Origin of the sequence: Arthrobacter globiformis NBRC 12137 (assembly GCF_000238915.1) — a bacterium.
GTDB lineage: Bacteria > Actinomycetota > Actinomycetes > Actinomycetales > Micrococcaceae > Arthrobacter > Arthrobacter globiformis.
The window spans coordinates 232,319-258,877 of the sequence record NZ_BAEG01000037.1; the positions used below are offsets into that span (position 1 = coordinate 232,319).

Below are 26,559 nucleotides of genomic sequence, written 5' to 3' on the forward strand. Positions count from 1 at the left end.
GTGCACTGTCTAGACGATAATCCAGCGTCCGCGCACACAGAAAAGACGGGCTCCCCATGGGGAACCCGTCCTTTCGGTAACCTTGGCGCCGCTAAAGCCCGAGGCCTCCGAGCTTGTCGCCCAAACCGCCCGGCAGCTTGCCCAGCAGGTCCGCCGGGTTGATCCCGAACTGGGAGAGCAGCCCGGCGTGCTGGTCGGTGTCCACCTGGTCCGGCAGCTGCGTCTCGGCCTGTGCGGCCTTGTCGTTGTCGCCTTGGGACCTGAGGAATTCGAGGATCTGGGCCTTGTCGATTTGCATGGTGGTACTTCCTTTGCGATGGCCGGAACTGCTAAGGGTGCTTATTACTTTTCCGGAAAACGGCTCACCGAACAAGTGCTGCCAGAAACCCGCGACAGAAGAAGGGGATCAGGCCTTGCCGCTCCCGACGACGGACGCCAGCGACGTCAGGCCCTTCTCGAAGTCGCCGCCCACCATCTTGTCCATGTTCATGAACAGTGCAAAGACCTTGCCGATGCCCTTGTGCTCGCCGGTCATGGTCCACGTGACGCGCGTGCCGCCGCCCTCCGGAACGAACGTGAAGGTAGTGGGGTTCACAGCGGCGAACGGCTTGGTGAACTCCAGCCGGATCCGAATGACATCAGGTTCCTGCGACTCGACGATCTCCATGTTGCCGGCGCCGGCTTTGCGGTTGCCGCTCCATGCGTACCTGGCGCCGACGCCGAATTCAGTGCCGGAGTAGGTCCGCTGCATGTCCGGGTCCACGGTCTCCCATGGCGACCATTTGGGCCACTCGCGGAAGCTGTTGACCAGCGGAAACACGTCCTTGGCGGGGGCAGGAATGACTGTGCTGCGCGTGACTGAGTAGGTTGACATGGCCCCATCCTATGGCCGGCCTCAGTGAGCCAGACAGAGCCTGATCAGGCGTTTTGTCCCGCCCGCCGCACGCCCGCCGGAACTCCGGCGGCGGTTTCGGCGCGGTCGAGCGCTTGGCCGAGGCGAGCCACGGCATGCGGATACCCGGGGTCCCATGCGGTCTTCAGCGTCTCGGCCTCCCGCAGGGCCTTCACAAAATCAGCGGTTTCAGGCCGCCGGACGTCCGCCAGGTCCGGGTAGCTGATGGCCAGCGCGGGGTCGAGTTCGTAGCGCGCCCAGCGTCCGACGATCTCTTCATGCACGACGGCGGCCGCACGGCACAGCGGGCCGTCCACCCGCCTGCGGCGCCGGGTTTCATACCAGGACAGCACTGCAGGGCTGCCGCGGTAGGCGGCAATGCCGCTCACCCCTGCTACGGCGGCCAGGGCCAGGCCCGCCGGCGGCGAGGCAACCGCGGGGATGAGCAGTGCCGGGGCAATCACCACCGCGCCGCCGAAAAGGTCCCAGAACAGCAGGTCGGAACTGTCGCCGTCGGACGTCCTTAAGTGGTGGCGCACGATGAAAACCGTGCAGGCGACTGCGACCGCCAGCACTGCGCTCCAGAGGACCAGTTGCAGCAGCCCCAAGGGGGCGGCTTCGGAAACTGCGGGCACCACTGCACCTCCCAAGGACGGGCGCGCCCGGCAAATCGGGCCGCACTTAAATTGCAGCCCCTGCGCAAGCCCGGGTCAATGGGTACCGGCCGGGCGGTTTGCAGCGGCGGCCGTGCGGCGTAGCGTAGGCGCCATGCGACTCAAAATGTGCAGCATCCACGTCCAGGACCCTGCCGCGGCGCACTCCTTCTACACGGAGACCCTCGGCTTCGACACGCTCATGGCCATGCCCGAGCACAACCTCTTTATCGTTAAGGACCCCGGAGCGGGCGGCACCGTGGGACTGCTGCTGGAGCCCAGCGACAACCCCATCGCCTCCACCTACAGCAAGGGACTGTACGACGCCGGGATCCCCGCCATCGTCTTTGGCACACCGGACGTCAAGGCGGAGTATGAGCGCCTGTCCGCCGCCGGCGTCCAGTTCCGGGGCGAGCCCGCCGAGGATCCGTCGGGGATCTCCGCGGTGTTCGACGACGGCTGCGGCAACTATATTCAGCTGCACCAGGACTAGTACTGCATGGACGCCGCTGACGCCCTCAACGAGATTGCCTTCTGGCTCGAGCGCTCCGCCGCGCCGACATTCAAGGTCCAGGCATTCCGGAAGGCGGCCGGCGTCATCAGCGCACTGACACCGCACGAGGTGGCGGAGCGCGCCCGAGACGGCAGGCTCAAGCGGACGAAGGGGATCGGGGACACCACCTTCAACGTCATCCGGCAGGCTGTGGACGGCGACGTGCCCGATTATCTGGAGAAGCTGCGCCAGGGCGGCGCCAAGCCGCTGGCGGCGGGGGGAGACGGGCTGCGCCCGCTGCTCCGCGGCGACCTGCACAGCCACAGTGACTGGTCCGACGGCGGTTCCCCGCCGGTGCTGATGGCCGACGCCGCCCGGCACCTGGGCCGGGAATACCTGGCCCTGACGGACCACTCACCAAACCTCAAGATCGCCAACGGGCTGACTGCCGAGCGGCTCAGCGAGCAGCTGGACGTGGTGGCCGGGCTGAACAGTGACGCCGACGGGAGCTTCCGGCTGCTGTCCGGCATCGAGGTGGACATCCTGGAAAACGGCGAGCTGGACCAGACGCCGGAGATGCTGGACCGGCTTGACGTGGTGGTGGCCAGCGTCCACTCCAAGCTCCGCTCGGACCGGCGCACCATGACGGAGCGGATGCTCGGCGGCATCCGGGATCCTCACACCAATGTCCTGGGCCACTGCACCGGCCGCCTGCTGCAGGGGTCACGCGGGACCCGTCCCGAGTCCGAATTCGATGCCGAGCGGGTCTTTGCGGCGTGCGCGGAAGCCAATGTCGCCGTCGAAATCAACTCTCGGCCCGAACGGCAGGACCCGCCAGACAACCTGATGCAGCTGGCACTCGAGGCCGGCTGCCTGTTCAGCATCGACAGCGACGCCCACGCCCCGGGCCAGCTCGACTTCCTGCAGTACGGCGCCGAGCGGGCCGAACGCAACGGTGTCCCGGCCGAGCGGATCATCACCACGTGGCCGCTGGACCGGCTCCGGGAATGGCTGAACAGCAGGACCTAGCTGGCGCGGAACGCTGCTCAAGAATTCAGTAAGCATAATGACTATGCATGGACGGAGTGGTACACCTTAATTGTTCCGTCGCGGAACCCGGGCGGATCCGTCTCTCCTTGCGAGGTGCACCATGACCGCTATGAATCCGGCGAACCACCTGGACGAACTGGGCCAACGGACCCTTAGAAAGGTGCGCGGCCGCCTCATGCCGCTCATTGTGCTGCTTTACTTCGTGGCATACCTGGACCGGAACAACGTCGGCTTCGCCAAGCTGACCATGAGTGAGGACATCGGCCTCAGTGCCGCGGCCTACGGACTCGGCGCGGGCATGTTCTTCATCGGGTATGCCCTTCTGGAAATCCCCAGCAACGCCGGCATGTACCGGTTCGGCGCCCGCAAGTGGATCGCCCGCATCCTGATCTCGTGGGGCATCTTCGCCACGGCCATGGCGCTGGTGAACGGGGAGACCACCTTCTACGTCATCCGATTCCTGCTCGGCGCGGCGGAGGCTGGCTTCTTCCCAGCGATCCTCTTCTACCTGACCCTGTGGTTCCCCGCCCCGCAGCGGGTGCTGGTGCTGGGCATCTTCATCCTCGCCCAGCCCGTCTCCAACGCGCTCGGTGCCCCGGTGTCCGGCCTCCTGCTCCAGATGGAAGGCATCGCCGGCCTGCACGGGTGGCAGTGGCTGTACATCATCGAAGGTGTCCCGGCCATCCTCCTCGGCCTGCTCACGCCGGTCCTCATGACGGACCGGCCAAGCCACGCGCACTGGCTCGCCGCGGACGAACGGGAATGGCTCACCCGGACCATGGACGAGGAACTCGCCCACAAGCAAAAGGGCCAGCCGCACCACTTCCTCGCCGGCCTGAAGGATTCCCGGACCGTCGCCTACTCGGCGCTGTATTTCGGCCTGGTCTGCGGCATCTACGGCCTGGGCCTGTGGATGCCCACCATCGTCGCCGCCCTCGGCAAGTTCAACACCACCGAGGTGGGCTTCATCGTCGCCATCCCGTACACGATCGCCGCGGTGTTCGTTTACTTCTGGGGCAGGCGGTCCGACCGTACCGGCAACCGCGTGCTGCACGCCAGCATCAGCATGGTGATGGCCGCCGTCGGCCTGGTGGCCGCCGGCAGCCTGGTGCAGGTCAACGCGATCCTGGCCCTGATCGCCCTGACCCTCGCGGCCATGGGCATCTACTCCGCCATCGCCCCGTTCCTGGCAATGCCGTCCACCGCGCTGGTGGGAGCCGCCGCCGCGGCCGGCCTCGCGATGGTCAATTCGCTCGGCAACCTCGGCGGCTTCGTGGCGCCGTACATCGTGGGCCTGCTCAATGACGCCACCGGCGACAACCGGTCCGGCCTGATGTTCCTGTCTGCCTGCCTCGCGGTCACCGCCGTCGCCACCTACCTGTACGCCCGCAAGCGTCCCGAGGGGCACGTGAAGCCGGGCACACACGCGGCTGTGGGCGAAGAAGCGGTGGCGGCCGACGAGTTCGACGACACCAAACACTAGACGACACCGACTACTACTGGACGACATCAGGCAAGGGGATCACCGACATGGCGCACCACGACACGTTCCCGGCTGAACGCACCGCGGTGCTGACCGGGGCCGCTTCCGCACGGGGCATTGGCCGGGCGACGGCGGAAATGCTCGCCAGCGAGGGCTGGTCCGTGGCCATCCTGGATATCGACGGCGACGCGGCACGGCGCGCAGCGGAGGACATCTCCTCCGTGTACGGCGTCCTGGCCAGGGGCGTGGGAGCCGACGTCTCCGACCAGGCCACCGTGAACGCCGCCATCGACGAGGTGGAGGCCAACATGCCGCCCATCGTGGGGCTGGCGAACCTCGCCGGCATCAGCTCGCCCACCGAGTTCATGGACGAGACGCTCGAGGCCTGGGAGCGGGTATTCCGGATCAACATGACCGGCACGTTCCTGGTCACCCAGCGCGTGCTCCGCGGCATGATCGAGCGCAGGCTCGGCCGGGTGGTCAGCGTCTCCTCCATCTCCGCGCAGCGCGGCGGCGGCACTTACTCCAAGGTGGCGTACAGCGCCTCCAAGGCAGCCATCATCGGCTTCACCCGGGCGCTCGCGCGCGAAATGGGCCAGCACAACATCACCGTCAACTGCATCGCCCCCGGCCCCGTGGACACGGACATCATGGGCGGCACCCTGACCGACGAACGCAAGGCGGACATGTCCAGGGACATCCTTGTGGGCCGGGTGGGCACGGTCCGCGACATCGCCGCCCTCATGGTGTTCCTGATGGGGGAGGACGCGGGCTACATCACCGCCGCGACGTACGACATCAACGGCGGCCTGCAGATTTCCTGACTGGCTGCCTGGCTTGCCGCGGGCGCTGTTCAGGCTGCCGCGGGGCTGGGCGACATCTCCGCCGCCTGGCGCAGCGCCTCGATCATGCTGCGGACGTCCACGATGCCCTTGCCCGCGATGTCGAAGGCCGTGCCGTGGTCCACGGAGGTGCGGATGACGGGCAGGCCAACGGTGATGTTGACGCCGGCTTCGATGCCGAGGACCTTGACCGGCCCGTGGCCCTGGTCGTGGTACATCGCCACGATGAGGTCGTAATCCCCGCGGCCGGCCAGGAAGAACGCCGTGTCTGCCGGGAGCGGACCGACAGCGTCGATGCCGTCCGCCTGCAGCTTTTCAATGGCGGGCGTGATCTTCTCCGCTTCCTCACCGTAACCGAAGAGGCCGTTTTCGCCGGCGTGCGGGTTGATGGCGCACACTCCGATCTTCGGGTTGGCGATGCCGGCGCGCTGCATGGCGCTGTGGCCGCGGCGCACGGTCCGCTCCACCAGGCCGGGCTCGATTTTGTTGATGGCGTCGATGAGGCCGATGTGCGTGGTGACGTGGATGACCTTCACCTTGGGCGTGGACAGCATCATGGACACTTCCTCGACGCCCATGAAGTGCGCCAGCAATTCGGTGTGGCCGGGGTAGATGTGCCCGGCCTTGTGCAGCGCGGCCTTGTTCAGGGGCGCCGTGCAGATGCCCTGGACCTGGCCGCCCATGCCCAGCTCGCAGGCGATCCGGATGTAGTGGTAGGCGGCGTTGCCGGCCTCGGCGGACTCCTGGCCCCACGGCAGGTCGGCAGAAAGCAGCTTCGGGTCGATCACGTTGATCCGGCCGGCCTCGAAGACTGCCTCACCCACCGTCTCCACCTCGACGATGTTGGCTTCGACGCCCAGCGCCTTGGCGCCCAGCTGCAGCCGGTGGACGTCGCCGACGACCACGGGGCGGCAGTCGCGGTAGGCGTTCCCGTCGAGAAGGGCACCCACGGTCACCTCGGGGCCCACGCCGGCGCCGTCGCCCATGGTCACGGCGATGAAAGGCCGGGTGTCCTGCTGTTCGGTTGCGTTCACTGCTGATGTCATTGGAGCTCCAGGTGTGAGGGAGGGGTGGGAGGTGCTGTTGGAAGACCGGAGGTCTTTGATGGCGGAGTAGAGCTGGACGAGGGCGTTATCGTCGCCGAAGCTGCCGGGCTTGGTGCCCACCAGCCGCCCGTCGTCGGAAAGGCTGACCACGGCGCCGTGCTGTACGGACGCCAGCGGGGTCAGCGAGCGGACGCCGAGGGCGTCGAGTACCTCGCGGGCCGTTTCCCCGCCGGTGAGGATCAGGTCTGCAGCTGTCGCAGGACCAGCCGCCGCGCTGGCAGCCAGCCGCGCCAGGTTCTGTACGATCCTGCCGGACTCGTCGGGATTGACGACGCCGGCGGTGACAGTCAGGGCTGCCGGCTCGCCCGCCGCCAGGAGCTGCCGGGCTTCCGCGAGCCTCGGGCCGGAATCCTCCGGCCGCTGCAGTTCGCCGGAAGCGAGCCGCAGGGTGGTGAAGCCGCCGGCCTCCAGATTCCGCAGCTGCGCCGCCGCCTTCTCCGAGGCGGAGCCGACGGCGGCCAGCACCGTCCGGGGTCCGCCCGCCGTCGTCAGGCCGGGCGACACCTGCTGTTGCGCGTTTCGCGCAGAGCTGCTGCCCAGCTTCGCCGCCAGCAGCAGGGCCATTCCGCCGGTTCCGGCCAACACGATGCGCCGCCCGCCGGCCCTGAACTCCAGGTCCAGCAGCGCATCCGCGACGGCCTCCAAGTCGGCCGGAGTCTCGCCGTCGACAATCACGGTGGCGGGAGCGGCACTGGAGACAGACAGTGCCTCGCCAAGGACGGCGGCGAGGCCGCCCGACCGCACCGCGGACAGCCCCGCAAGCTGAACTGCAGAGCCAGGACCCAGCAGCTCCGCGATCTCCGCGGGCGGGGCGGCTGCCTCTGCCCGCCACAGTTCAGTGCGGTCCAGCCGGACGCCGTCGGCAAAGGGCCGGCCGCCCACGACTGTCCGGTTCAGCTGGGGGAGGGCTCCGGCCACCACAATGTGATGGCCCAGGGCCGAAAGTGCCGCGAGCTCTGGGCCAACATTGCCCCGCCACAGCGAGTCGATCTTCTTGAACAGGACACCTGCGCCGTCTGCGGCGGGGCTGCCGAAAACGGCCGCCGCAGCCGCGGCTGCCGACTCCGGGGACACTGCGCGTGAGTGGGTGTCGACAACCACAACGTCCGGACGGCCGCCGGCGTCTGCGGCTGTGGCTGCGCCTTCGGCAGTCGTGTCTGCCGCCGGAGCGGACAGGAGGAGCCGTGTGTCCAGCCCTTGGGCTGCAAAGCATTGCCCCACTTCTGCTGCGCCGGAAAAGTCATCGGCCTGGATGAGGACTACAGTCACGTCGTCCTCCCTTCTTCTATGGATCGGTAGCACCATGATGGCATGTCTGCGCGAATTGCGCTAGAGCGGTTGCGCATTCCGCGCAGAGGTGGCAGGGTGATGCATGTAACACGGCGCAGGCCATCCGGCCGCCAGCCGTCCCATTCAACCGAGAGGTCAACGATGACCGTTCTTCCTCAAGGAAGTGAGATCTCACGGCGCCGCCTCCTGCAGTTTGGCGCGGCCGCCGGATTTCTCCTGGGCACAGGCTCCATGGCCGGGTGTGCCGGCCCCACGGGCCTGCCGGGACCCAGCACCCTGACGCTGGCCCTCAACAGGTCCCTCGTCAGCCTGGACAACAAGCTCAACCAGTTCGACGCCGCCGTCACCGTGCAGCGTGCCGTGCGGCAGGGACTGACCGCAATCGGCCCCGAAACCAAGCCGATCCTGGTCCTGGCGGACCGCTTTGAGATGACCTCGCCCACCGTGTGGACGGTGCGTCTGCGCGACGGCGTCCGGTATTCGGACGGCACCCCGGTGGCCATCGAGGACATCGCCACGGCGCTGAAGATGTACCAGCAGGTGCAGGGCTCCTTCGTCGCCGGGTTCTTCCCGGAATTCCCCACAGTGGTACCGGTGGATGACAGGACGTTCCGGATGGAGTCCAAGAACCCCATCCCCATCCTCGATTCCCTGATGAGCATGATCCTGATCAGCCCGGCAGCCAAGAACAAACCGGAGGAGCTGCAGGAAGGCGTGGGCACCGGCCCGTACGTGGTGACCAAGTTCAACCGCGGCGCCGGCACCTACAGCCTCAGGCGCAACGAGAACTACTGGGGTCCCGCCCCCAAGGTGGACAACGTCGAGGTCCGGTTCCTGCCGGAGGAATCCAGCCGCGTCATCGCGCTGCGCAGCGGCGAGGTGGACGTCATCGACTCCATCACGCCTGACTCGCGCGAACAGCTGGCCGGACTTCCCGGCGTCGTCCTGGCCGAGGCGTCCAGCCTCCGGCTGAACCAGATCTTTTACAACTTCCGCAAGCCGTCCAGCCACCCGCTCTCCGACGTCCGCGTCCGCCAGGCCCTCAGCTGGGCGGTCGACGGCGAGGCGCTGGTCAAGGACGTCCTGGTCGACTCTGTCAGCGAGGCTGAAGGCGTGGTCCCGTCCAGCCTCACCGGCTTCGCCAAGACCGGCAACTACACCTACGACCCCGAGAAGGCAAAGGCCACGCTGAAGAGCCTCGGCGTCACGGACCTCAACCTGAAGATCATCTGGGAAACCGGCGAGTTTGCCTCCGACACCTCCGTGATGGAGGCGCTGGTGGAGATGTTCGGCAACATCGGCGTGAAGACCCAGCTGCAGCAGTTCGAGCCCGGCGGCAACATCCTGGCCTGGCGCCAGGGCAAGCAGGGCGATTGGGATCTGCTGGGCAACGGCTTCAGCAGCCCCACCGGACTGGCCATCACCATGATGCAGGGCATGTACGCCGGAACCGCCGAGAAGGAAAAGACCCGCGACACCTACCAGGGCTACGTGGTTCCGGACGTGCAGGCAAAGATCCAGGCCGCGTCCTCCGAAGTGGATCCGGTACGCCGGGAGCAGCTGCTCGCCACCGCGCAGAAGGCCATCTGGGACACCTGGCCGTGCGCCTGGGCATTCGTTCCCAAGTCGGTGCTGGCCCACCAGAAGCGCGTGTCGGGCCTGGCCCTGGCGCCCACGAACTCCTACCCCCTTGTTGACGTCCGGCTGGAGGCCTGAGTCATGACCAACTACATCCTCAAGCGGCTGGGCCAAGGCCTGCTGACCGTGTTCCTGACGGTCTCCACGGTCTTCATCCTGATCCGCCTCGCTCCGGGTGATCCGGCCGTGTCCTACGCCGGACCGCTGGCCACCACCGAGCAGCTGGCCAGGGTCCGCGAACAATTCGGCCTGGACCGTCCCGTGCTGGAGCAGTACTGGATCTTCCTGCAGCAGCTGTTCACCGGGAACCTCGGCACGTCCTACTCGTTCCAGGCGCCGGCCATGCAGGTGGTGTCCGAGCGGATGCCCTACACGCTCACCCTCGCCACCGCGGCCATCCTCCTCACCGCCGTGGTCGCCATCCCGCTGGGGGTGTGGATGGCCCGCCGCCCGGACACCAACCGGGAACTCGGCGTCAACGTCCTCACCATCGCCGGGCAGTCCATGCCGGACTTCTGGACCGGCATCATGCTCCTGACCGGTTTCGCCGTCCTGATCCCGCTGTTCCCGGCCTCGGGCTTCGCCACCTGGGGCGGACTGGTCCTCCCCACGGTCACCATCGCCATCCTGCAGATCGCGCTGATCTCACGGATGGTGCGGCGTGAGATGACCGCCAACTTCGCGGCCCCTTACCTGACCGTCGCGCGGTCCAGGGGAGTGGGCGGTCCGGCGCTGACCTGGCGCTATGCCATGGGCAACTCCGCCATTCCGGTCTTCACCGCCCTGGGCACGCGCTTCGCGGCCATGCTGAACGGCGTGGTGGTGGTGGAAGTCGTGTTCGCCTGGCCCGGCGTCGGCTCCCTCATTGTCCGGGCCCTCGAAACCCGCGACTATCCCCTCATCCAGGCGACCGTCCTGCTGACGTCCCTGCTGGCCGTAGCCGTCCAGCTCGTCATCGACCTCGCTTACCCGCTTCTCGATCCCCGTGTTCGTCTTGGAAAGGCGGCAGCAGCATGAGCATCAGCGACACCGCAACGCCGGCGGCTTCGGCCGCGCAACCATCCCGCGCGCCGTCCCCGAGCGCCGTCACCAAGGCACTCGTCGCGAAGGCGGGGGCCACCCGGCGCCGCAACGCCGCCAAGTGGAAACTGCGCATCGGCGCCGTCTGCACGCTGGTCGTCATCATTCCCATCCTGCTGGCCCAGGTGCTTCCGCTGCCGGACGCCAACCACCAGGACCTCTCCGCCCGGCGGCTCGCTCCGCTCATGGACGGCCATCTGTTCGGCACCGACCAGTTGGGCCGCGACCTGCTCTCCCGCGTCCTGCACGGCGGCCAGGTCTCCCTGACCATCGGCATCCTGGCCGTGGTGGTCTCCGGCGCCATCGGCATCATCCTTGGTGCCGCCGCCGGCTACTTCGGCGGCTGGGTGGATACGGTGGTTTCCCGCGTCCTCGAAGCCCAGATGTCCCTGCCGCTCCTCATGATGCTGCTCCTGGTGGTGGCGCTGTTCGGCCCCTCGATCCCGGTCATCACCTTCGTGATCGCCATAGCCCAATGGCCCGAAGTGGCCCGGCTGACGCGGTCCATGGTGCTCGTGGAACGCGAAAAGCCCTACGTCTCGGCGGCCCGGATCCTGGGCCTGCACCGCATCCAGATCCTCATCCAGCACATCATCCCGAACGTCATCAAGCAGGCCACCCTTGTTGTGCTGCTGCTCCTGGCCCAGGCTGTCCTCCTGGAAAGCGCCTTGAGCTTCCTCGGCGCCGGCCCCCAGCGTCCGTTCGCCACCTGGGGACGCATCATTTCGGACGGCCAGGACTACATCACCACCTCCTGGTGGATGGTCACCCTGCCCGGTCTGGTAATCGTGCTGATGGTGGTGGGCGTGAACCTGCTGGGCGACGGCCTCCGCGACCGTCCCCGCCGCAAGAAGAAGGGTGCCTGACATGAACGCACAACCCGCCGCCACGCAGGACTACAAGGAGCCGGCCCTGCTCGAGGTCCGCGACTTCCAGGTGGAGCTGATCACCGACGCCGGCATCATCCGGGCCGTGGATTCCGTGAACTTCAGCATCCACCGCGGTGAGACAGTCACCATCATCGGTGAGTCCGGTTCGGGCAAATCGACGACGGCGATGGGCATCCTGCGCCTGCTCCCGGACGATCTGGCGGTGCTTTCCGGCACCGTGCTCATCGACGGCGTGGACGTGGTAGCCGAGCCCAAGGCCATCGACAAGGTCCGCGGCCGCACCCTCGCGCTCATCCCGCAGGACCCGATGACCGCACTGAGCCCCGTGCATTCCATCGGCAGCCAGCTCTCCGAGGCCATCCGGATCGCCGGTGCCGCCTCCAAGGACAAGGACGCCGTCCGGGCCCGCGCCATCCGGCTGCTGGAACAGGTGCACATTCCCACCCCGGAAGTGCAGCTGAAGAAGTACCCGCACCAGCTCTCCGGCGGCATGCTCCAGCGCGTGCTGATCGCGATCGCCCTGGCCAGCGAACCCCAGCTCCTGGTGGCCGACGAACCCACCTCGGCGCTGGACGTCACGGTCCAGGCCGGCATCCTCGACCTTCTGCTGGAACTGCAGGAGCAGCGCGGCATCGGCATCCTGATGATCACGCACGACCTCGGCGTGGCCCGGCTCATCTCGGACCGCATCCATGTGATGAAGGACGGCTCCTTCGTGGAGTCCGGCGATGTCCAGCAGGTCGTGGAGCATCCGGCCACCGAGTACACGCGCAACCTGCTGGCCGCCGTGCCGGTCCTGGGGCCGTGGGACGAAACCCCTGCCGGCAACACGCAACCCGACGCAGCGGCAGCGGCCGCCCTGACCAACACCGGAGCCAGCCATGACTAAGCCGTTTCTCTCCGTCGAGAACCTCGTGGTGGACTACCACGTGCCGGGCGGAACGTTCCGCGCCGTGGATGACGTCTCCTTCTCGGTGGACAAAGGCAAGACGATCGCCGTCGTCGGTGAATCCGGCTGCGGAAAGTCGACCATTGCCAAGGCGCTGATGCGGCTGGTGACGCCGGCCAGCGGCCGGATCGAACTGGACGGAACGGACATCGCAGCCATGAGCGAAGCCAAGCTGCGGCCGCTCCGGTCGAAGTTCCAGATGGTGTTCCAGGATCCGTACGGCTCCCTGGACCCGCACCTCACCGCGCAGGAGATCGTGGCCGAACCGCTGAAGCTGCAGGGCGTCCGGTCCAAGGCCGAACGGCACAAGGAAGCCGCGAAGCTGATCGACCAGGTGGGCTTGCCGGCCAAGTCCCTGGACCGCCACCCGGCGGAGTTCTCCGGCGGCCAGCGGCAGCGCATTGGCATTGCCAGGGCGCTCGCCTCCAAGCCGGAACTGCTGGTCTGCGACGAAGCCACGAGCGCGCTGGATGTGTCCGTCCAGGCCCAGGTGCTGCGGCTGCTGAAGTCCATCCAGGACGAAACCGGCATCACCTACGTGTTCATCTCGCACAACCTTGGCGTGGTGCAGGAGATCAGCGATAGCGTCATGGTCATGCAGCGGGGCAAGCTCGTGGAGCACGGAACGACGGCGCAGGTGCTGACCGCGCCCAGGGAGGACTACACCCGCAAGCTCCGCCGGGCCGCCCTGGACCCGTCCACCATGCGTGGCCTCAAGCCCCGTCACGTGGTCCGGTCGCTGGCGCTGAAAGGCGCCTGAACCGGCTGCCCGAACCCTCTGGAACCTGAACCCCTGACCACGACCGATACTGCAACCCACGGAGAATCAACGCATGAGCAAGCAGCCAGAAGGAACCCCGGTGGAAGGACTGAAGCTTCCCATCTCACGGCTGGTCCTGGGCACCATGACGTTCGGCGACACCGCCGATGAAGCCACCGCCGGACGCATGGTGGAGGAGGCGCTCGGCGCCGGCATCACCACCATCGACACCGCCAACGCGTATGTGGGCGGCGTGACGGAGGAGATGCTCGCCCGCCTCCTCAAGGGGCGCCGCGACGAGGTCATCCTCGCCTCCAAGGCCGGAATGCCGCACGCGGACCACGGCCAGCACTCACCGCTGTCCCCGCAAGGGCTGCGCAACAGCGTGGAGGGCAGCCTGCGCCGGCTCGGCGTGGACAGCATCGACCTGTTCTACCTGCACCAGCCGGACCGTGCCACCCCGCTGCAGGACACCCTGCGCACCGTGGCGGACCTGGCGGCAGAGGGGAAGATCGGGGCGCTGGGTGTCTCCAACTTCGCGGCCTGGCAGATCGCCGACGTGATCCACGTTGCCCGCGAGGTGGGTGCGCCCGCCCCCGTGGTGGCGCAGCAGCTCTACAACCTGGTGGCCCGGCGGGTGGAGGAGGAATACCTCGAGTTCGCCGCCACCCACAACGTCCACACCATGGTCTACAACCCGCTGGGCGGCGGCCTGCTCACCGGCAAGCACAGCTTCGAGGCCAAGCCCTCGGAGGGCCGCTTCGGTGATTCCAAGCTGGCCGCCATGTACACCCAGCGCTACTGGGACAAGCAGCTGTTCGACGCCGTCAGCGCCCTGGCCGGCATCGCCGAAGGGGCAGGCATCACCCTCGCCGAGCTGTCCCTGCGCTGGCTCGCCTACCGGACCGGCGTCGGCTCGATGCTGCTGGGCGGTTCCAAGGTGGAGCAGCTGCGTTCCAACATCGCCGCCGTGGCCAAGGGCCCGCTGCCCGAGGACGTCAGCGCCGCGTGCGACGCCGTCGGCTCCGGGCTCCGCGGGCCCATGCCGGCCTACAACCGCTGATTACCCGCTGATTTTCCGAACTGAAGGCAGAAGACACCACATGACATCTGAACTCGCTACCGAATTCGCCCGCAAGGTCCGCGCCCGTGAGCAGGCCGTCGGCTACTGGGCAGTGCTGGACGCGCCCGTGGCAACGGAACGCATCGGCCGGCTCGGCTACGACTACGTGGCCCTGGACGCTCAGCACGGGCTGCTCGGCTACTCCGGCATGCTGAACGGCCTGATGGCCATCGACGCCGGGCACACCGCCGTCGGCTTGGTGCGGGTGGAGGCCAACGACTTCACCGCGATCGGCAAGGCGCTCGACGCCGGCGCCGTCGGCGTGATCGTCCCGCTCGTCAACAATGCCGCGGACGCTGCGGCCGCCGTCGCCGCCGCGAAGTACCCGCCGCTGGGCGGGCGGTCCTACGGGCCCATGCGCTCGGCCCTGCGGATCGGCCCGGTGCCCGCTGAAGCCAACGCCGCCACCCTGGTCTTTGCCATGATCGAGACGCCCGAGGGGCTGGCCAACGTGAAGGAGATCTGCGCGACGCCCGGCCTGGACGGCATCTACGTGGGGCCCTCGGACCTGGCCATCGCCGTCGGCGGCGCCTTCCCGGGCGATCCCGCCATCGAGGCCGAGTTCAACGCGGCACTGGATACCATCGCCGACGCGGCCGCCTCGGCAGGCATCGCTGCCGGAATCCACACCGCCGCCGGGGAGATCGCCGCCCAGCGGCTGCGCCAGGGCTACACGTTTACCACCGTCGCGTCGGACCTGACTCACTTGGAGCTGGCCGCCAAGGCGCACCTGGCCGCTGCCAAGTCGGAGGGCTGAGGAATGCGGACAACCAACGCCGGCTACAACACCATTAGCCCCGACGGCGCCGTGAAGCGGGCGGACGGCGCAGACTTCGCGTACCTGCCGGCGCCCACCGTGCAGAGCCACGCCGCCAACCTGCTGACCCTGCCGGACGGCCGCCTCGGCTGCGTATGGTTCGGCGGCACCCAGGAAGGCGTGCCGGACATCTCCATCTGGTTCTCCACCCTGGAGCCGGGCAGCGACCAATGGTCACCGGCGCAGCAGCTGTCGGACGACCCCACCCGGTCGGAGCAAAACCCGATCCTGTTCGCGGCGCCGAATGGGGCGCTCTGGCTCCTGTACACCGCGCAGAAGGCGGGCAACCAGGACACGGCGGAGGTCCGCCGTCGTACTTCAACGGACAGCGGCCGCACCTGGGGGCCGGTGGAAACGCTGTTCCCCGCCAACGAAACGGGCGGCGTTTTTGTCCGGCAGCTGCCGGTGCTGCTGCCGTCCGGCCGCCTGATCATCCCGATTTTCCGCTGCATCACCACGCCGGGGGAGAAGTGGGTGGGCAACAGCGACGACAGCGCCGTGATGATTTCCGACGACGGCGGGGCTACCTGGAGCGAGCACATCCTGCCGGGCAGCCTGGGCTGCGTCCACATGAACATCCAGCCTGTGGCCGACGGCTCGCTGCTGGCACTGTTCCGCAGCCGCTGGGCCGACTCGATCTACGAATCCCGCTCCACCGATGACGGCACCACGTGGAGCGAGCCCGTTCCCACCGAGCTGCCCAACAACAACTCCTCCATCCAGTTCGCGGCGCTCGCCGACGGCCGCCTGGCGCTGGTCTACAACCACAGCCGCGCGGAGGAGAACACCGAGCGGCGGCTCTCGCTGTACGACGAAATTGACGACGACGGCCTGGCCGCCGAACAGGGCCAGCTCACCGAACCGGATCCGGCTGCCGGCGCCGGGACGGACGACGGCGGGCGGCGCGCCTTCTGGGGGACGCCGCGCTCGCCCATGACGCTGGCCATCTCGGAGGATTCGGGCCGCAGCTGGCCCATCCGGCGCAACCTCGACGTGGGGGACGGCTACTGCCTTTCCAACAACTCCCGCGACGGCCTGAACCGGGAGTACTCCTACCCGTCGGTCCACCAGGGCCCGGACGGTGCGCTGAACATCGCGTACACCTACTTCCGGCAGGCCATCAAGTACGTCCGCGTGGACCCGCAGTGGGCGTACGAGGGCAGCACGACACCGGGCGGCGACGAGCGGTGACCGGCACCCGCCACGCGATTGTCACGGGCTGCAGCTCCGGGATCGGCAAGGCGATCGCCGAACGGCTGCTGGCCGACGGCTGGGCCGTCACCGGGCTGAGCCGCAGCGAGGCCTCCCTGGGGCCGGGGTTCCGGTGGCTGCACGCTGACCTGTCCGACCCGGCGTCGGTGGCGGAGACCGCGGCGAGGATTGACCCTGCGGACGCGCTGGTGCACGCCGCCGGATACCAGCGCACCGCGCTGCTGGGCGAGCTGGACCCGGAGGCGCTCGCCGGCATGTTCGCCGTGCACGTCGGGGCTGCCAGTGCGCTGGCCAACGAGGTAGTGCCGCGGATGCCCGACGGCGGCCGGGTGCTGCTGATCGGCAGCCGGACCTCCACGGGCGCGGCCGGCAAGAGCCAGTACGCTGCCACGAAGGCGGCGCTGATGGGCATGGGCAGGACGTGGGCGCAGGAACTTGCCCCGCGCGGCATCACGGTCAATGTGCTGTCGCCGGGGCCCACGGACACGCCCATGCTGGCTGACCCCGGGCGGGCTGCCACACCGCCGAAGCTTCCGGCCCTCGGCCGGCTCGTGGATCCGGAGGACGTTGCGGCGCTCGCCGGTTTCCTGCTGGGGCCGCACGGAAAGTCCATCACGGGTCAGAACTACGTGATCTGCGGCGGCGCCTCGCTGTGAGGTGCCGCGCTGTAAGCCGCCCAGCCGCCCGACCCCTACGATGGTGACAGCAAAGGAGAGCCACAGATGACCACCGCCAAAGCCAGGCGCGAAGAGATCTACCACCTCGCCGTTACCACTGGGCTGGCGTCTGTGGAGGAACTGTCGCGGCATTTCCGGGTGACCGCTTCCACCATCCGGCGCGACCTGGCCCACCTGAACGAGGAGGGGAAGCTGACGCGGACCTACGGCGGGGCCGTAGCGCTGGGTGCGCACCCTGAACCGTCCCTGCGGCAGCGGACCGGCGAGGCGTACGAGCAAAAGCACGCCATCGCGGCCTGGGCTGCCGCGGAGGTGAAGGACGGCGAGAACATCCTGCTCGACGGCGGCTCCACCGTCGGTGCACTGGCGCACGCACTGCGCGGGAGGGAAAACCTGTCCGTCACGACGCCCGGAATCAACACGCTGCAGGAGCTCGCTGACTCGCCGGGGATTCAGGTGGACTGCCTCGGCGGCCGGCTGCGCGGCGTGAGCCAGACGTTCGTGGGTCCCCTTGCCGAGACGGCCCTGGAACGCATGAGCTTTGACCGCGTGTTTCTGGGCGCCGACGCCGTCACTGCCGACGATGGGCTCTGCGAGGCGGACCACGCGCAGACCAGGCTGAAGGAACTCATGGCCCGGCGCGGCGACGCGGTCTATGTCCTGGCCGACTCCGGGAAGCTGGGAAAACGCCCGTTCCATGCCTGGGCGAAGCTCGCCCTGCCATGGACCCTGGTGACGGACTCCGGCGCTGACCCGGGCCAGGTGGCGCTGTTCAGCGAGGCCGGCGTGCAGGTGCAGCTGGTTCAGGTACCGGCCGGGCAGCAGGCTTCTGCCTAGGACCGCACCCGGGGAGCGTCTAGCATTGTGGAATGACTGAAGCGAACGAAGATTCGGCCGTTCTGCAGCTGCAGGACATCCTGATCGGGGCCGACAATGTTGACGGTTTCCTTGAGGGTTTGGCCGGATTTGCTGCGTCCACCCTCACCGGTATGGCGGGAACGGCCGTTGAATGCGCCATCACCTTGAAGCGGCGCAGGCAAACTTCAACCGTTGCGGGCAGCAGCCCACGCGCAGTAGAGCTGGACCACATCGAGCAGCGCGTCGGCGACGGGCCGTGCATCCGGGCGCTTTTCACCATGGCGCCCGAATTGCTCAACGATGTCCGAACGGATGACCGCTGGCCGGAATACCAGAAGCAGCTCGCCGAGCACGGTGTCTACAGCAGCCTCGGTGTGCCGTTGGACATTGGGGACGGCGCCAGTGCGGCGCTGAATTTTTTCGGTCCCACACCCGGCCTGTTCACGTCCGAGCTCTTCGACAGGGCGGTCGAGTTCGGCGACCTGGCCAGCCGGACGCTGCACCTGTCGGTTCGGATCGGGGCCGCCCAGGCCCGGGCGCAGAACCTTGAGGCCGCCATGCAGAGCCGGACCGCGATAGACGTTGCCTGCGGCGTCATCATGGCGCAGAACAGGTGCTCGCAAAAGGAAGCCATGGAGATCCTGACCAAAGTTTCGAGCAACCGGAACCAGAAGCTGCGCGACGTCGCCATGGAACTCCTGGGCAGGCTTACGGGATCAGCTGTCGAGACACATTTCGAGTAGCCTTCGGCCACCGCCGGGCTACTTTGCCCCTTTGCCGATCATGGAGGCCGGGGGTTTGGGGAACGGCTTGGCCGGATACATCTTGGCTACCTTCAGCATGTAGTTGGCCCACTGCGGCCCGGCGATCATGTAGCCGTCAATCCGGTCGTAGTGATTGCCGTTGATGGTGATGTTCCTGCCGGGCCGTTTCTGGCCGTTCAGGGCGTCCCCGAAGAAGGAAGCCGTGGCGATGCCGCTGGTGTAGCCCAGTACCCAGGTGGCGCCGTTGCTGTTGTTGGTGCCGGTCTTGGCCGCCACGGGGACCTTGCCCTGGACTTTGGGGTTGATGTAGACCCCTGAACCCTTCTTGAGCACGTCCTGCAGCACCGAGTTCACACCGCGGGCGATGTTCGGTTCCACGGCGGTCCGGCACGCCGGCTGCTGGCTGGCCAGCACCCGTCCGGTGAAGTCGGTGATGCGCTGGATGGCGATCGGTGCGCAGTAGCGGCCGTCGGCGGCGAAGGTGGCGAAGGCGGTGGCCAGGTTGAGCGGTGACACGGCGGTTCCGCCGAGTATGTTGCCCAGCTGGTGCATGTTGATCCCGGACCCGTCCAGACCGCTGTGCAGGCCCAGGGTGTCCACCATCTTTTGGATGCCGCAGATGTCCAGCTGTGCGACCTCGGCGAAGGTGGCCGTGTTGATGGAGTTGTACAGCCCGTAGTTCGCGGGCATCCTGCGGTAGTAGCCCGCCGACGCGTTCTGCAGGTCATCCGCAGCTTCGAGGCCGGCGGCGCGCTGCTTGCTGCTGTAGCCGCCAACCACCTTGGCGCATGAATCCCGCCAGCGGAAACCCAGCGGGTACTCCCGCCGTGAGGCGTCCACCTCCTCGGTGATCTTCCGTCCCTGGTGCAGCCACTCGGCGAACGTGAATGGCTTCATGGTGGATCCGGGCTGGAACCCGCCCGCACCGTTGAGGTCGTTGCCGTTGGCGTCCTTGGCATCCACATTGAAGTTCAGCTGGGTATCGAACTTACCCGGCTGCGGGAGGAACACCGTGTTCTGCGCCATCGAGAGGATCCTGCCGGTGCCCGGCTGGAGCGTCAGCAGCGAAGCGCCCCACTTGCCCGGATTGGCCCCGGCCGTGGAGTTCACCTGGGCTTGGGCGGCCGCCTGCAGACGGCTGTCCAGGGTAGTGGTAATGGTGAGCCCGCCCCGGAACAGCTTCTGCTCCCGGGCTTCCGTGTCCGCGCCGTAGGCCCGGTTGTTGAGGATCAGATGGGACACGTAGTCGCAAAAATAGGGGGCGATGGTGGCTGCGGCGCAGCCCTGCCTCGAGTTACGGATTTTCAGGCCAACACCGGTGGCGGCGGCCGTGTCGTGCTGTTTCTTGGTGATCTTGCCTTGCGCCAGCATGGCGTCCAGGACCAGGTTGCGCCGCTTGAGCGAGTTCTCCGGGTTCGTCACGGGGTCGTAGAGGCTGGGGCTGTTGACGAGCCCCGCCAGCATTGCGGCCTGCGGGAGGGACAGCTTGCTCGCCGGGACGCTGTAGAAACGCTGCGCGGCAGCCTCGATGCCGTAGGCGCTGCGACTGAAGAACACGATGTTGAGGTAGCCCTCGAGGATCTGGTCCTTGGTGAATTTCTTCTCCAGCTCAATGGCGAGCTTCATTTCACGGACTTTGTCGCCAAAGGTCTTCTCCCCGCTGAGGACCACCTCATCCTCGCGGCCGGAGGTAATTTTGGCTTCATTGGCCACGTTGGTGACGTACTGCTGGGTTAGTGTCGACGCACCTTGCCGGTCCCCGCCGGAGACGTTGCTCACCAGCGCCCTGAGGACGCCCACCGGGTCGACGCCGCTGTGCTCATAGAACCGGCTGTCCTCGATAGCTACCACGGCGTCCTTGATGTACGGCGACATCTGCTTCAGCGGAACCCGGACCCGGTTTTCCTCGTAGAACGAGGCGATCAGCTTTCCGTCCGAAGTCAGGATCCTTGTGGTTTGCGCCGGGGGCCGCACCGTCAGGTCGGACGGGAGCCCGTTATAGAAGTTGAGCGAGCCGCTCATCGCGGCGCCGGCAGCGGCAATCTGCGGAACGAAGTAGGCAGCAACCAGGGCTCCACAGACGCAACTAAGCACCACGAACCCGAGCAGCCTTGCGAAGGCCGAATGCGATCGCGATGCCAAGCTTTTGCGTACCATCACTGCGGTTCACACCCCAATAAAAGCGTGTCTTCAGAATACGCTTCACGTGACGGCCGGGCCAGACGACGGCGACCCCCGCTCTAATTAATAAGTATGCTTGCCAACAGCATGCTAAGCATGCTTATTGTATTCGGGTGCGGCGTCCTGCAGGGAGGCGTTGCTAACCCCAAAACATCTGAGATCCAAGGAGACGCCATGCTCACCACGGAAAACATCGATGATCTGCTACAGCGCAACGGAAACGTCCTTTCCGAGGACGGGAACAAGATCGGGTCCATCGGCCAGGTCTACGCCGACGACAACGATGGCCAGCCGACCTGGGTGACGGTCAAGACCGGCCTATTCGGGACGTCCGAATCCTTTGTCCCGCTGCAGGGCGCCCGAGTTCAGGGCGACGACATCGTGGTTCCCTACACCAAGGACCAGGTCAAAGACGCGCCCAGGGTAGAAACGGACGGCCACCTCGAACCCTCGGAAGAGGACCGCCTCTTCGGTCACTACGGCCTGGATGGGAACCAGAAGTACACGGGAACGGGCACCCGCGCAGGTGCAGGACACGCCGATACAGGCAATGCCGCGTACAGCGACACCCGGACCGGAACAGCCGACGCCCCCGGAACGGTTGGACGCGACACGTCCGGTCCCACCACCGATGACGCGATGACCCGGTCCGAGGAGCGGCTGAACGTCGGCACCGAAAGGCATGCAGCCGGGCGGGCCAGGCTTCGCAAGTACGTCACCACCGAGAACGTCACCAAGACTGTCCCGGTGCAGCGCGAAGAGGTCCGGATCGAGCGCGAGCCCATCACGGACGCGAACCGGGGTGCGGCTTTGTCCGGGCCTGACATCAGCGAAGAGGAACACGAGGTGACCCTCCATGAGGAGCGTCCCGTCGTCGAGAAGGAAACCGTCCCGGTTGAGCGGGTCCGTCTCGATAAGGAAACGGTGACGGACGAGGTGACCGTGGATGAAGAAGTCCGGAAGGAACGCATCGACACTGACGGCATCGACGAAACACGCCGGTAGCAGGAACTGGTGAAGGCCGGGGCCGCGTTCCGGCCCTGGCCTTCACGCGCCCCTTCACCCTCCGCCGGGGCTGGTCCCGGGGGCGGCCCATGCCTGCCTACGGCAGGTCGATGTTCGTGAGTTCTACGCGTTTGCCGCCGGCTTCCTCAACCAGAACCATCGAGCGTACCTGCGGGCAGTAGTACTTGTGCTCGCGCGAGTTGAACTCCAGCGGTGTCCAGTCGTCCACCTTGACGCAGTCCCTGTAGGTGCCCATCTTCGTCGTGACGGTCTGGCCGGTGGCGATGGTGTCCCGCATGTCCTCGGCATGGCCCAGGTAGTACTCCTGCCGATAGGTGTCGCCCACGCGCTGTTCGGCCTTCATCCAGATGCCGGCCTTCGCCCCGTCCTGGCCGTGGATAAAGCTGCCGGAGTGATCCTGCAGCTTCCCGTCCTTGAAGTTGTTCACGTCCTCGCCGAAGTACCAGACATCGCCGTTCTTGTGCTGTGCCAGGTAGTCCCTGGTTTCCTCGACGAGCTGCCCGTTCTTGAATTCCTTGTCCAGGTAGATGACGGTTTCGACGCCCTCGATGACCAGCGTCTCCTTGAGGATCTCGATTTCGATCCTGTTGCCGCCGGCCCCGTAGGTCATCTTCTTGCCGACGGGAAGCGCGAAGTACTTATTGGTTATCTTCGTCGTGAAATCAGCCGGCGTGATCTGCGGATTGTAGTCAGCAGCCCTGGTTCTCGAATTATTGAAGTAAAAAAATGCCCCGCCGGCCACCAGCAACACGACGATGATCCCCAAGATTATGGTTCGTGCCTTCATGTCCCGTCCCACTCCTCGTTGAGTAGAAACCCTGATCCGGCCCGGCGCACCTGTTGCTTGCCCGGCCCTTAGGAAAAAGGTAGACCTGTCGGGCCGCCGGGGACAGAGGCAGCGGCGACATCCGTCAGCTGTGGGCGGCCTCCACGACCCGTTCGCCGTTGAAGTATTCGAGCTGCCAGCCGTCGACGGCGTGGTGGTGGGCCAGGTTCAGCACGGCATTGTCGATGCTCTCCAGGGTGCTGCCGATGGCACGGCTGAGGGTCAGGCGGAGGAGCGTTCCATGCGCGACAACCAAAACGCGGCGGCCGCTGAACTCCTCGGCCAGTGCCTCCAAGGCGGCCAGGCCCCGGCAGGCCGCTTCGTCGTCGCTTTCGGCGCCACGGAAGCCGCCGGGAATGCGCAGTGCTTCCAGTTCCGGGCCGGCCTGCAGGCCCTCGGCGGGTCCGAAGCTGCGCTCCGTAAGCTCCGGCACGTGCCGGGCCACTGTGAGCCCCAGGCCGGCGGCGATCAGGTCAGCGGTTTCGGCCGCGCGGCTCAGCGGCGAGGATACGATCGCGTCCCAGCCCTGTCCGGACAGCACGCCGACGGCGTCACGCGCCTGGCCGCGGCCGACGTCGTTCAGCGGAATGTCGCTGGATCCCTGCAGCCGGCGCTGCGCGTTCCAGTCTGTCTGGCCATGGCGGATGAGGGCGAAAGTCGTAAGGGTCATGCCTTCCATTGTGCCCGAGAGCGTCATTCCCCTTATTCGCGGAGTGCTTGGGCGATGACCTGGACGAGGACCGAGTACTGGTGGCAGTGCGGCTAGCAGCGCCTTGAACTTTTCCATGGCCCGGAGGTCTTCCGGGCTGTACATGGTCTTCAGCAGTTCCGACCGCGCACGGCCGTCACCGGCCATGAGCGCTTCCACGCCGCGCAGATATCCGCCCAGTTTTTCGGGCGGGACGGCGGAGTCATGGAGCTTCTGGGACGCATGGGGCTGGCAGACAAGGCAAAGCAATACCCGTCCCGGTGCCCCGGCAGTTCAGCCGAACAGGACCGCAGCTTCGTCGTATCGCTTCTGCGGAACCGTCTTCAGCCGGCCCAGAGCATCCTGGAAGACCACGTGTTCAATGTCCGTTCCCCTCTGGGCCACCATGGTGCCCCAGAGGCCCTCCGCCACCAAGTGGATGGCCTCCATGCCCAGCCGCGTGGCAAGGACGCGGTCAAAGGCTGACGGCACGCCCCCGCGCTGGATATGGCCCAGGATGGTGGCGCGGGTTTCAATGCCGGTCCGGGCTTCCAGTTCCGGTGCCAGCTGGTCAGCGATGCCGCCCAGCCGCGGACGGCCAAAGGTGTCAAGGCCGCGCTCGGAGTGCGGGCTCTCCATGTGCTCCGGCACAAAGCCTTCGGCCACGACCACGAGCGGTGCGCGCCCGCGGGCATGGGCTTCCTTCACCCACTGGGCGATCTGCTCGATGCTGACCTTCTGTTCCGGGATGAGGATGGCGTGGGCGCCAGCAGCCATGCCGGAGTGCAGCGCGATCCACCCGACGTGCCGGCCCATCACTTCGGCGATCATGCACCGGCGATGGGACTCGCCGGTGGTCCGCAGCCGGTCGATGGCCTCCGTGGCGATCTGGACCGCGGTATCGAACCCAAAGGTGTAATCGGTGGCGTCGAGGTCGTTGTCCACGGTCTTGGGAACACCCACGATCTTCAGCCCTGCATCCGTCAGGCGCTTGGCTGCCGCGAGGGTTCCTTCACCGCCAATGGCGATGATGGCGTCGATGCCCAGCCGGTCCATGTGGGCTTTGATGACGTCGGGTCCGCCGCCGTTCTCAAACGGGTTGGTCCGGGACGTGCCCAGGATGGTGCCGCCCTGCTTGGCGATACCCCGGACCATGGTTCGGGGGAGCTCGATGACGTCGCCCTCCACCACTCCGCGCCAGCCGTCGCGGAACCCCACGAACTCGTGGCCGTGGACGGCGATGCCCTTGAGGACGGCGCCGCGGATAACCGCATTCAGGCCGGGGCAGTCGCCACCGCTGGTGAGTATTCCAATTTTCATGGTCGGCTCAAATCGTGGGGGAAGCCGATTCCATGGCGGCAAGCACCGACATGGCCTCCTCAACGACATCCGCCGCGGGGAACGATGGCCGGTTCACGCCGGCCATTTCCTCCATGACGCGGACCACCTGGCAGCTGTAGCCGAACTCGTTGTCGTACCAGACATAGAGCACAAGGTTCTTGTCGTTGGAGATGGTGGCGAGGCCATCCACGATGCCGGCGTGGCGGGAACCGACGAAGTCGGTCGAGACCACCTCGGGGGAGTCGATGTAGTCGATCTGTTGGTGCAAGTCCGAGTGCAGCGCCATCTCACGCAGGTAGTTGTTGACCTCGTCCTTGGTGGTGCCGCGTTCCAGGCTCAGGTTCAGGATGGCCATGGACACATCCGGGGTAGGGACCCGGATGGAGCTGCCGGTGAGCTTCCCCTGCAGCTCCGGGAGAGCTTTGGCCACGGCCTTGGCGGCGCCGGTTTCGGTGATCACCATGTTCAGGGCGGCGGAGCGGCCGCGGCGGTCGCCCTTGTGGAAGTTGTCGATCAGGTTCTGGTCGTTGGTGAACGAGTGGACGGTCTCCACATGGCCGTGGACCACGCCGTACTTGTCGTTCAGGGCCTGCAGGACCGGGGTGATGGCATTGGTGGTGCAGGAAGCCGCCGTCACGATCCGGTCCGCGTCCGTGATGTCGCGGTGGTTGATGCCGTGCACGATGTTCTTCAGGTCACCCTTGCCCGGCGCGGTCAGGAGCACACGGGCCGCACCCTTGCTCAGCAGGTGCTGGGACAGGCCCTCGGCGTCGCGCCAGCGGCCGGTGTTGTCCACCACCAGGGCATTATTGATGCCATAGGCGGTGTAGTCGATGGTGGCCGGATTGTCCGAGTAGATGACCTGGATCCGGACACCGTTAGCCGTGATGGTGTTGGCATCCGTGTCCACGCGGATGGTTCCTTCGAAGGAGCCGTGAACAGAGTCGCGGCGCAGCAGGCTTGCCCGCTTGGCCAGGTCGTTGTCGGAGCCGCGCCGGACCACGATGGCGCGCAGGCGCAGGCCGTGGCCGCCGCCCGCCTTTTCGATGAGCAGGCGGGCCACCAAGCGGCCGATGCGGCCGAAGCCGTAGAGTACGACGTCGGTGCTGGCGCGGCTGTCCGCGCCGCGCTTGCCCACTACCTCAGCCAGTTCGGCACGGAGGAATTCCTCCAAACTCCGGTGGCCGCCGTCGGACTTGAACTTCTGGTTCAGGCGGGCGATGTCGATGGCAGCGGCACCCAGCTCCAGCTGCGCCAGCGTGTTGAGCAGCGGCGCCGTCTCCTCAAGGGGCAGCTCGTCCTTGCTGATCCGGCGCGCGAAGCGGTGCGCCTTCAGGATGCTCATGGTGGACTTATTGACCAGGGACCGGCCATGGATGCTGGTCACCACGTTGTTTTCCCGGTACAGCCGGCCGATCACCGGAATCATAGCCTCGGCGAGGGCCTCCCGGCCCATCCAAGTAGCAAGACTCGAATCTGGGGTTTCTAGCATCGGACTGCCTTTCCAAGAGGGTGGGGTCTGGTTTAGCTCTAGCTCCTGAGGTGGTCCAGAGAGGGGCTTGACATCTATCGTCCTGCCATTTTCGGGTAGGGGATACGCTAATTCGGGATGGTTTTAACGACCCTTTTGGGTAGGTCTCCGGGTGTTATGCGGTCATGGTGGCGAACATGAGGGCCATGGTGGTGGCGCTGAGGGCTTCGAGGGCGTGTTCGGTGCGGGTGGAGTGTTTGGTGGTGTGGTGGTGGGTGGTTGTGGTGCGGCGGGTGAGGAGGGTGAGGAAGGTCAGGGCTGCGGTGGTGAAGAGCAGTGTGAGCAGGATGCCGGGTGGGTGGTCCAGTGGTGTTGGCGCTGTTGTGGTGGTGTGGGGTGTGGTGGTCATGGCGTGGTGGGCGGCGGGCGTGGGGGTGTGGTTTGCCGGG

Annotated in this window: 26 protein-coding genes; 16 read left to right on the top strand and 10 right to left on the bottom strand. The window is 66.8% G+C overall.

Features of this window, described 5'->3' with window-relative positions; genetic code table 11:
• Positions 1-91: 91 nt before the first annotated feature.
• From ARGLB_RS07010 to ARGLB_RS07020, 3 genes are all read right to left on the bottom strand, one after another.
• Positions 92-298 (bottom strand): hypothetical protein, encoded by a 207-nt coding sequence (locus ARGLB_RS07010; protein ID WP_003800520.1) that lies wholly within the window; start codon positions 296-298, stop codon positions 92-94.
• Positions 299-406: 108 nt separating this feature from the next.
• Entirely contained in the window at positions 407-874 is a 468-nt protein-coding gene (locus tag ARGLB_RS07015; protein ID WP_003800522.1) for an SRPBCC family protein, read from the bottom strand.
• A 44-nt stretch (positions 875-918) separates the two neighbouring features.
• Positions 919-1,527: a hypothetical protein gene (locus ARGLB_RS07020; RefSeq protein WP_083839614.1), complete on the bottom strand. Its 609-nt coding sequence runs from the start codon at positions 1,525-1,527 to the stop codon at positions 919-921.
• Positions 1,528-1,660: 133 nt separating this feature from the next.
• Here ARGLB_RS07020 and ARGLB_RS07025 point away from each other — a divergent pair, with 133 nt between their 5' ends.
• The 4 genes from ARGLB_RS07025 to ARGLB_RS07040 all read left to right on the top strand — a co-directional run bounded on the left by ARGLB_RS07025 (position 1,661) and on the right by ARGLB_RS07040 (position 5,395).
• Positions 1,661-2,038: a VOC family protein gene (locus tag ARGLB_RS07025; protein WP_003800526.1), complete on the top strand. Its 378-nt coding sequence runs from the start codon at positions 1,661-1,663 to the stop codon at positions 2,036-2,038.
• Positions 2,039-2,044: 6 nt separating this feature from the next.
• Positions 2,045-3,067 carry a PHP domain-containing protein gene (locus ARGLB_RS07030; RefSeq protein ID WP_003800529.1) on the top strand — a complete coding sequence of 341 codons (1,023 nt, stop codon included), beginning with the start codon at positions 2,045-2,047 and terminating at the stop codon, positions 3,065-3,067.
• Between the two features lie 121 nt (positions 3,068-3,188).
• Positions 3,189-4,571 carry an MFS transporter gene (locus ARGLB_RS07035; protein ID WP_003800532.1) on the top strand — a complete coding sequence of 461 codons (1,383 nt, stop codon included), beginning with the start codon at positions 3,189-3,191 and terminating at the stop codon, positions 4,569-4,571.
• 47 nt (positions 4,572-4,618) lie between these two features.
• Positions 4,619-5,395 carry an SDR family NAD(P)-dependent oxidoreductase gene (locus tag ARGLB_RS07040; RefSeq protein WP_003800533.1) on the top strand — a complete coding sequence of 259 codons (777 nt, stop codon included), beginning with the start codon at positions 4,619-4,621 and terminating at the stop codon, positions 5,393-5,395.
• A gap of 29 nt (positions 5,396-5,424) precedes the next feature.
• Here the strand turns inward: ARGLB_RS07040 and pdxA are convergent, their stop codons facing one another.
• Positions 5,425-7,788, bottom strand: a complete 2,364-nt coding sequence (gene pdxA / locus ARGLB_RS07045) for a 4-hydroxythreonine-4-phosphate dehydrogenase PdxA (protein ID WP_003800535.1) — start codon at positions 7,786-7,788, stop codon at positions 5,425-5,427.
• A gap of 162 nt (positions 7,789-7,950) precedes the next feature.
• On the opposite strand from pdxA, the gene ARGLB_RS07050 reads away from it, so the two are divergent.
• From ARGLB_RS07050 to ARGLB_RS07100, 11 genes are all read left to right on the top strand, one after another.
• Entirely contained in the window at positions 7,951-9,525 is a 1,575-nt protein-coding gene (locus tag ARGLB_RS07050; RefSeq protein ID WP_003800537.1) for an ABC transporter substrate-binding protein, read from the top strand.
• 3 nt (positions 9,526-9,528) lie between these two features.
• Positions 9,529-10,464 (top strand): ABC transporter permease, encoded by a 936-nt coding sequence (locus tag ARGLB_RS07055; protein WP_003800539.1) that lies wholly within the window; start codon positions 9,529-9,531, stop codon positions 10,462-10,464.
• Positions 10,461-11,393 (top strand): ABC transporter permease, encoded by a 933-nt coding sequence (locus tag ARGLB_RS07060; RefSeq protein ID WP_003800540.1) that lies wholly within the window; start codon positions 10,461-10,463, stop codon positions 11,391-11,393. The genes ARGLB_RS07055 and ARGLB_RS07060 overlap by 4 nt, the downstream gene beginning before the upstream one ends.
• Before the next feature lies 1 nt (position 11,394).
• Entirely contained in the window at positions 11,395-12,306 is a 912-nt protein-coding gene (locus ARGLB_RS07065) for an ABC transporter ATP-binding protein (RefSeq protein WP_003800542.1), read from the top strand.
• A complete protein-coding gene (locus tag ARGLB_RS07070; RefSeq protein WP_003800545.1) occupies positions 12,299-13,126 on the top strand; it encodes an ATP-binding cassette domain-containing protein in 828 nt (275 codons plus the stop codon). Before ARGLB_RS07065 ends, ARGLB_RS07070 begins: the two co-directional genes overlap by 8 nt.
• A gap of 73 nt (positions 13,127-13,199) precedes the next feature.
• Entirely contained in the window at positions 13,200-14,189 is a 990-nt protein-coding gene (locus ARGLB_RS07075) for an aldo/keto reductase (protein WP_003800547.1), read from the top strand.
• Between the two features lie 40 nt (positions 14,190-14,229).
• On the top strand, positions 14,230-15,006 hold the full coding sequence (locus ARGLB_RS07080) for an HpcH/HpaI aldolase family protein (RefSeq protein ID WP_003800550.1): 777 nt from the start codon (positions 14,230-14,232) through the stop codon (positions 15,004-15,006).
• A 3-nt stretch (positions 15,007-15,009) separates the two neighbouring features.
• On the top strand, positions 15,010-16,257 hold the full coding sequence (locus ARGLB_RS07085; RefSeq protein ID WP_003800552.1) for a sialidase family protein: 1,248 nt from the start codon (positions 15,010-15,012) through the stop codon (positions 16,255-16,257).
• The gene (locus tag ARGLB_RS07090; RefSeq protein WP_003800554.1) at positions 16,254-16,934 is read left to right on the top strand and encodes an SDR family NAD(P)-dependent oxidoreductase; all 681 of its coding nucleotides are present in this window, start codon (positions 16,254-16,256) and stop codon (positions 16,932-16,934) included. The genes ARGLB_RS07085 and ARGLB_RS07090 overlap by 4 nt, the downstream gene beginning before the upstream one ends.
• A gap of 66 nt (positions 16,935-17,000) precedes the next feature.
• Positions 17,001-17,792, top strand: coding sequence for a DeoR/GlpR family DNA-binding transcription regulator (locus ARGLB_RS07095; RefSeq protein WP_003800555.1), 792 nt, complete (start codon positions 17,001-17,003; stop codon positions 17,790-17,792).
• A 32-nt stretch (positions 17,793-17,824) separates the two neighbouring features.
• Positions 17,825-18,556, top strand: coding sequence for a GAF and ANTAR domain-containing protein (locus tag ARGLB_RS07100; RefSeq protein ID WP_003800557.1), 732 nt, complete (start codon positions 17,825-17,827; stop codon positions 18,554-18,556).
• Positions 18,557-18,574: 18 nt separating this feature from the next.
• On the opposite strand, the gene ARGLB_RS07105 is transcribed toward ARGLB_RS07100, so the two are convergent.
• Entirely contained in the window at positions 18,575-20,734 is a 2,160-nt protein-coding gene (locus tag ARGLB_RS07105; protein WP_043418226.1) for a transglycosylase domain-containing protein, read from the bottom strand.
• A 198-nt stretch (positions 20,735-20,932) separates the two neighbouring features.
• Between ARGLB_RS07105 and ARGLB_RS07110 the strand changes: the two genes are divergently transcribed.
• Positions 20,933-21,763 carry a DUF2382 domain-containing protein gene (locus tag ARGLB_RS07110; protein WP_003800562.1) on the top strand — a complete coding sequence of 277 codons (831 nt, stop codon included), beginning with the start codon at positions 20,933-20,935 and terminating at the stop codon, positions 21,761-21,763.
• A gap of 97 nt (positions 21,764-21,860) precedes the next feature.
• Here ARGLB_RS07110 and ARGLB_RS07115 read toward each other — a convergent pair whose 3' ends face one another.
• From ARGLB_RS07115 to ARGLB_RS23565, 5 genes are all read right to left on the bottom strand, one after another.
• Positions 21,861-22,571, bottom strand: coding sequence for a hypothetical protein (locus tag ARGLB_RS07115; protein ID WP_003800564.1), 711 nt, complete (start codon positions 22,569-22,571; stop codon positions 21,861-21,863).
• A gap of 124 nt (positions 22,572-22,695) precedes the next feature.
• Positions 22,696-23,289: a histidine phosphatase family protein gene (locus tag ARGLB_RS07120; RefSeq protein ID WP_083839615.1), complete on the bottom strand. Its 594-nt coding sequence runs from the start codon at positions 23,287-23,289 to the stop codon at positions 22,696-22,698.
• Between the two features lie 303 nt (positions 23,290-23,592).
• Entirely contained in the window at positions 23,593-24,618 is a 1,026-nt protein-coding gene (locus tag ARGLB_RS07125; RefSeq protein WP_003800567.1) for a 6-phosphofructokinase, read from the bottom strand.
• 7 nt (positions 24,619-24,625) lie between these two features.
• On the bottom strand, positions 24,626-26,131 hold the full coding sequence (locus tag ARGLB_RS07130; RefSeq protein ID WP_003800569.1) for a glyceraldehyde-3-phosphate dehydrogenase: 1,506 nt from the start codon (positions 26,129-26,131) through the stop codon (positions 24,626-24,628).
• A gap of 154 nt (positions 26,132-26,285) precedes the next feature.
• A partial coding sequence (locus ARGLB_RS23565; protein WP_175304969.1) for a hypothetical protein occupies positions 26,286-26,559 on the bottom strand: 274 nt, incomplete at its 5' end.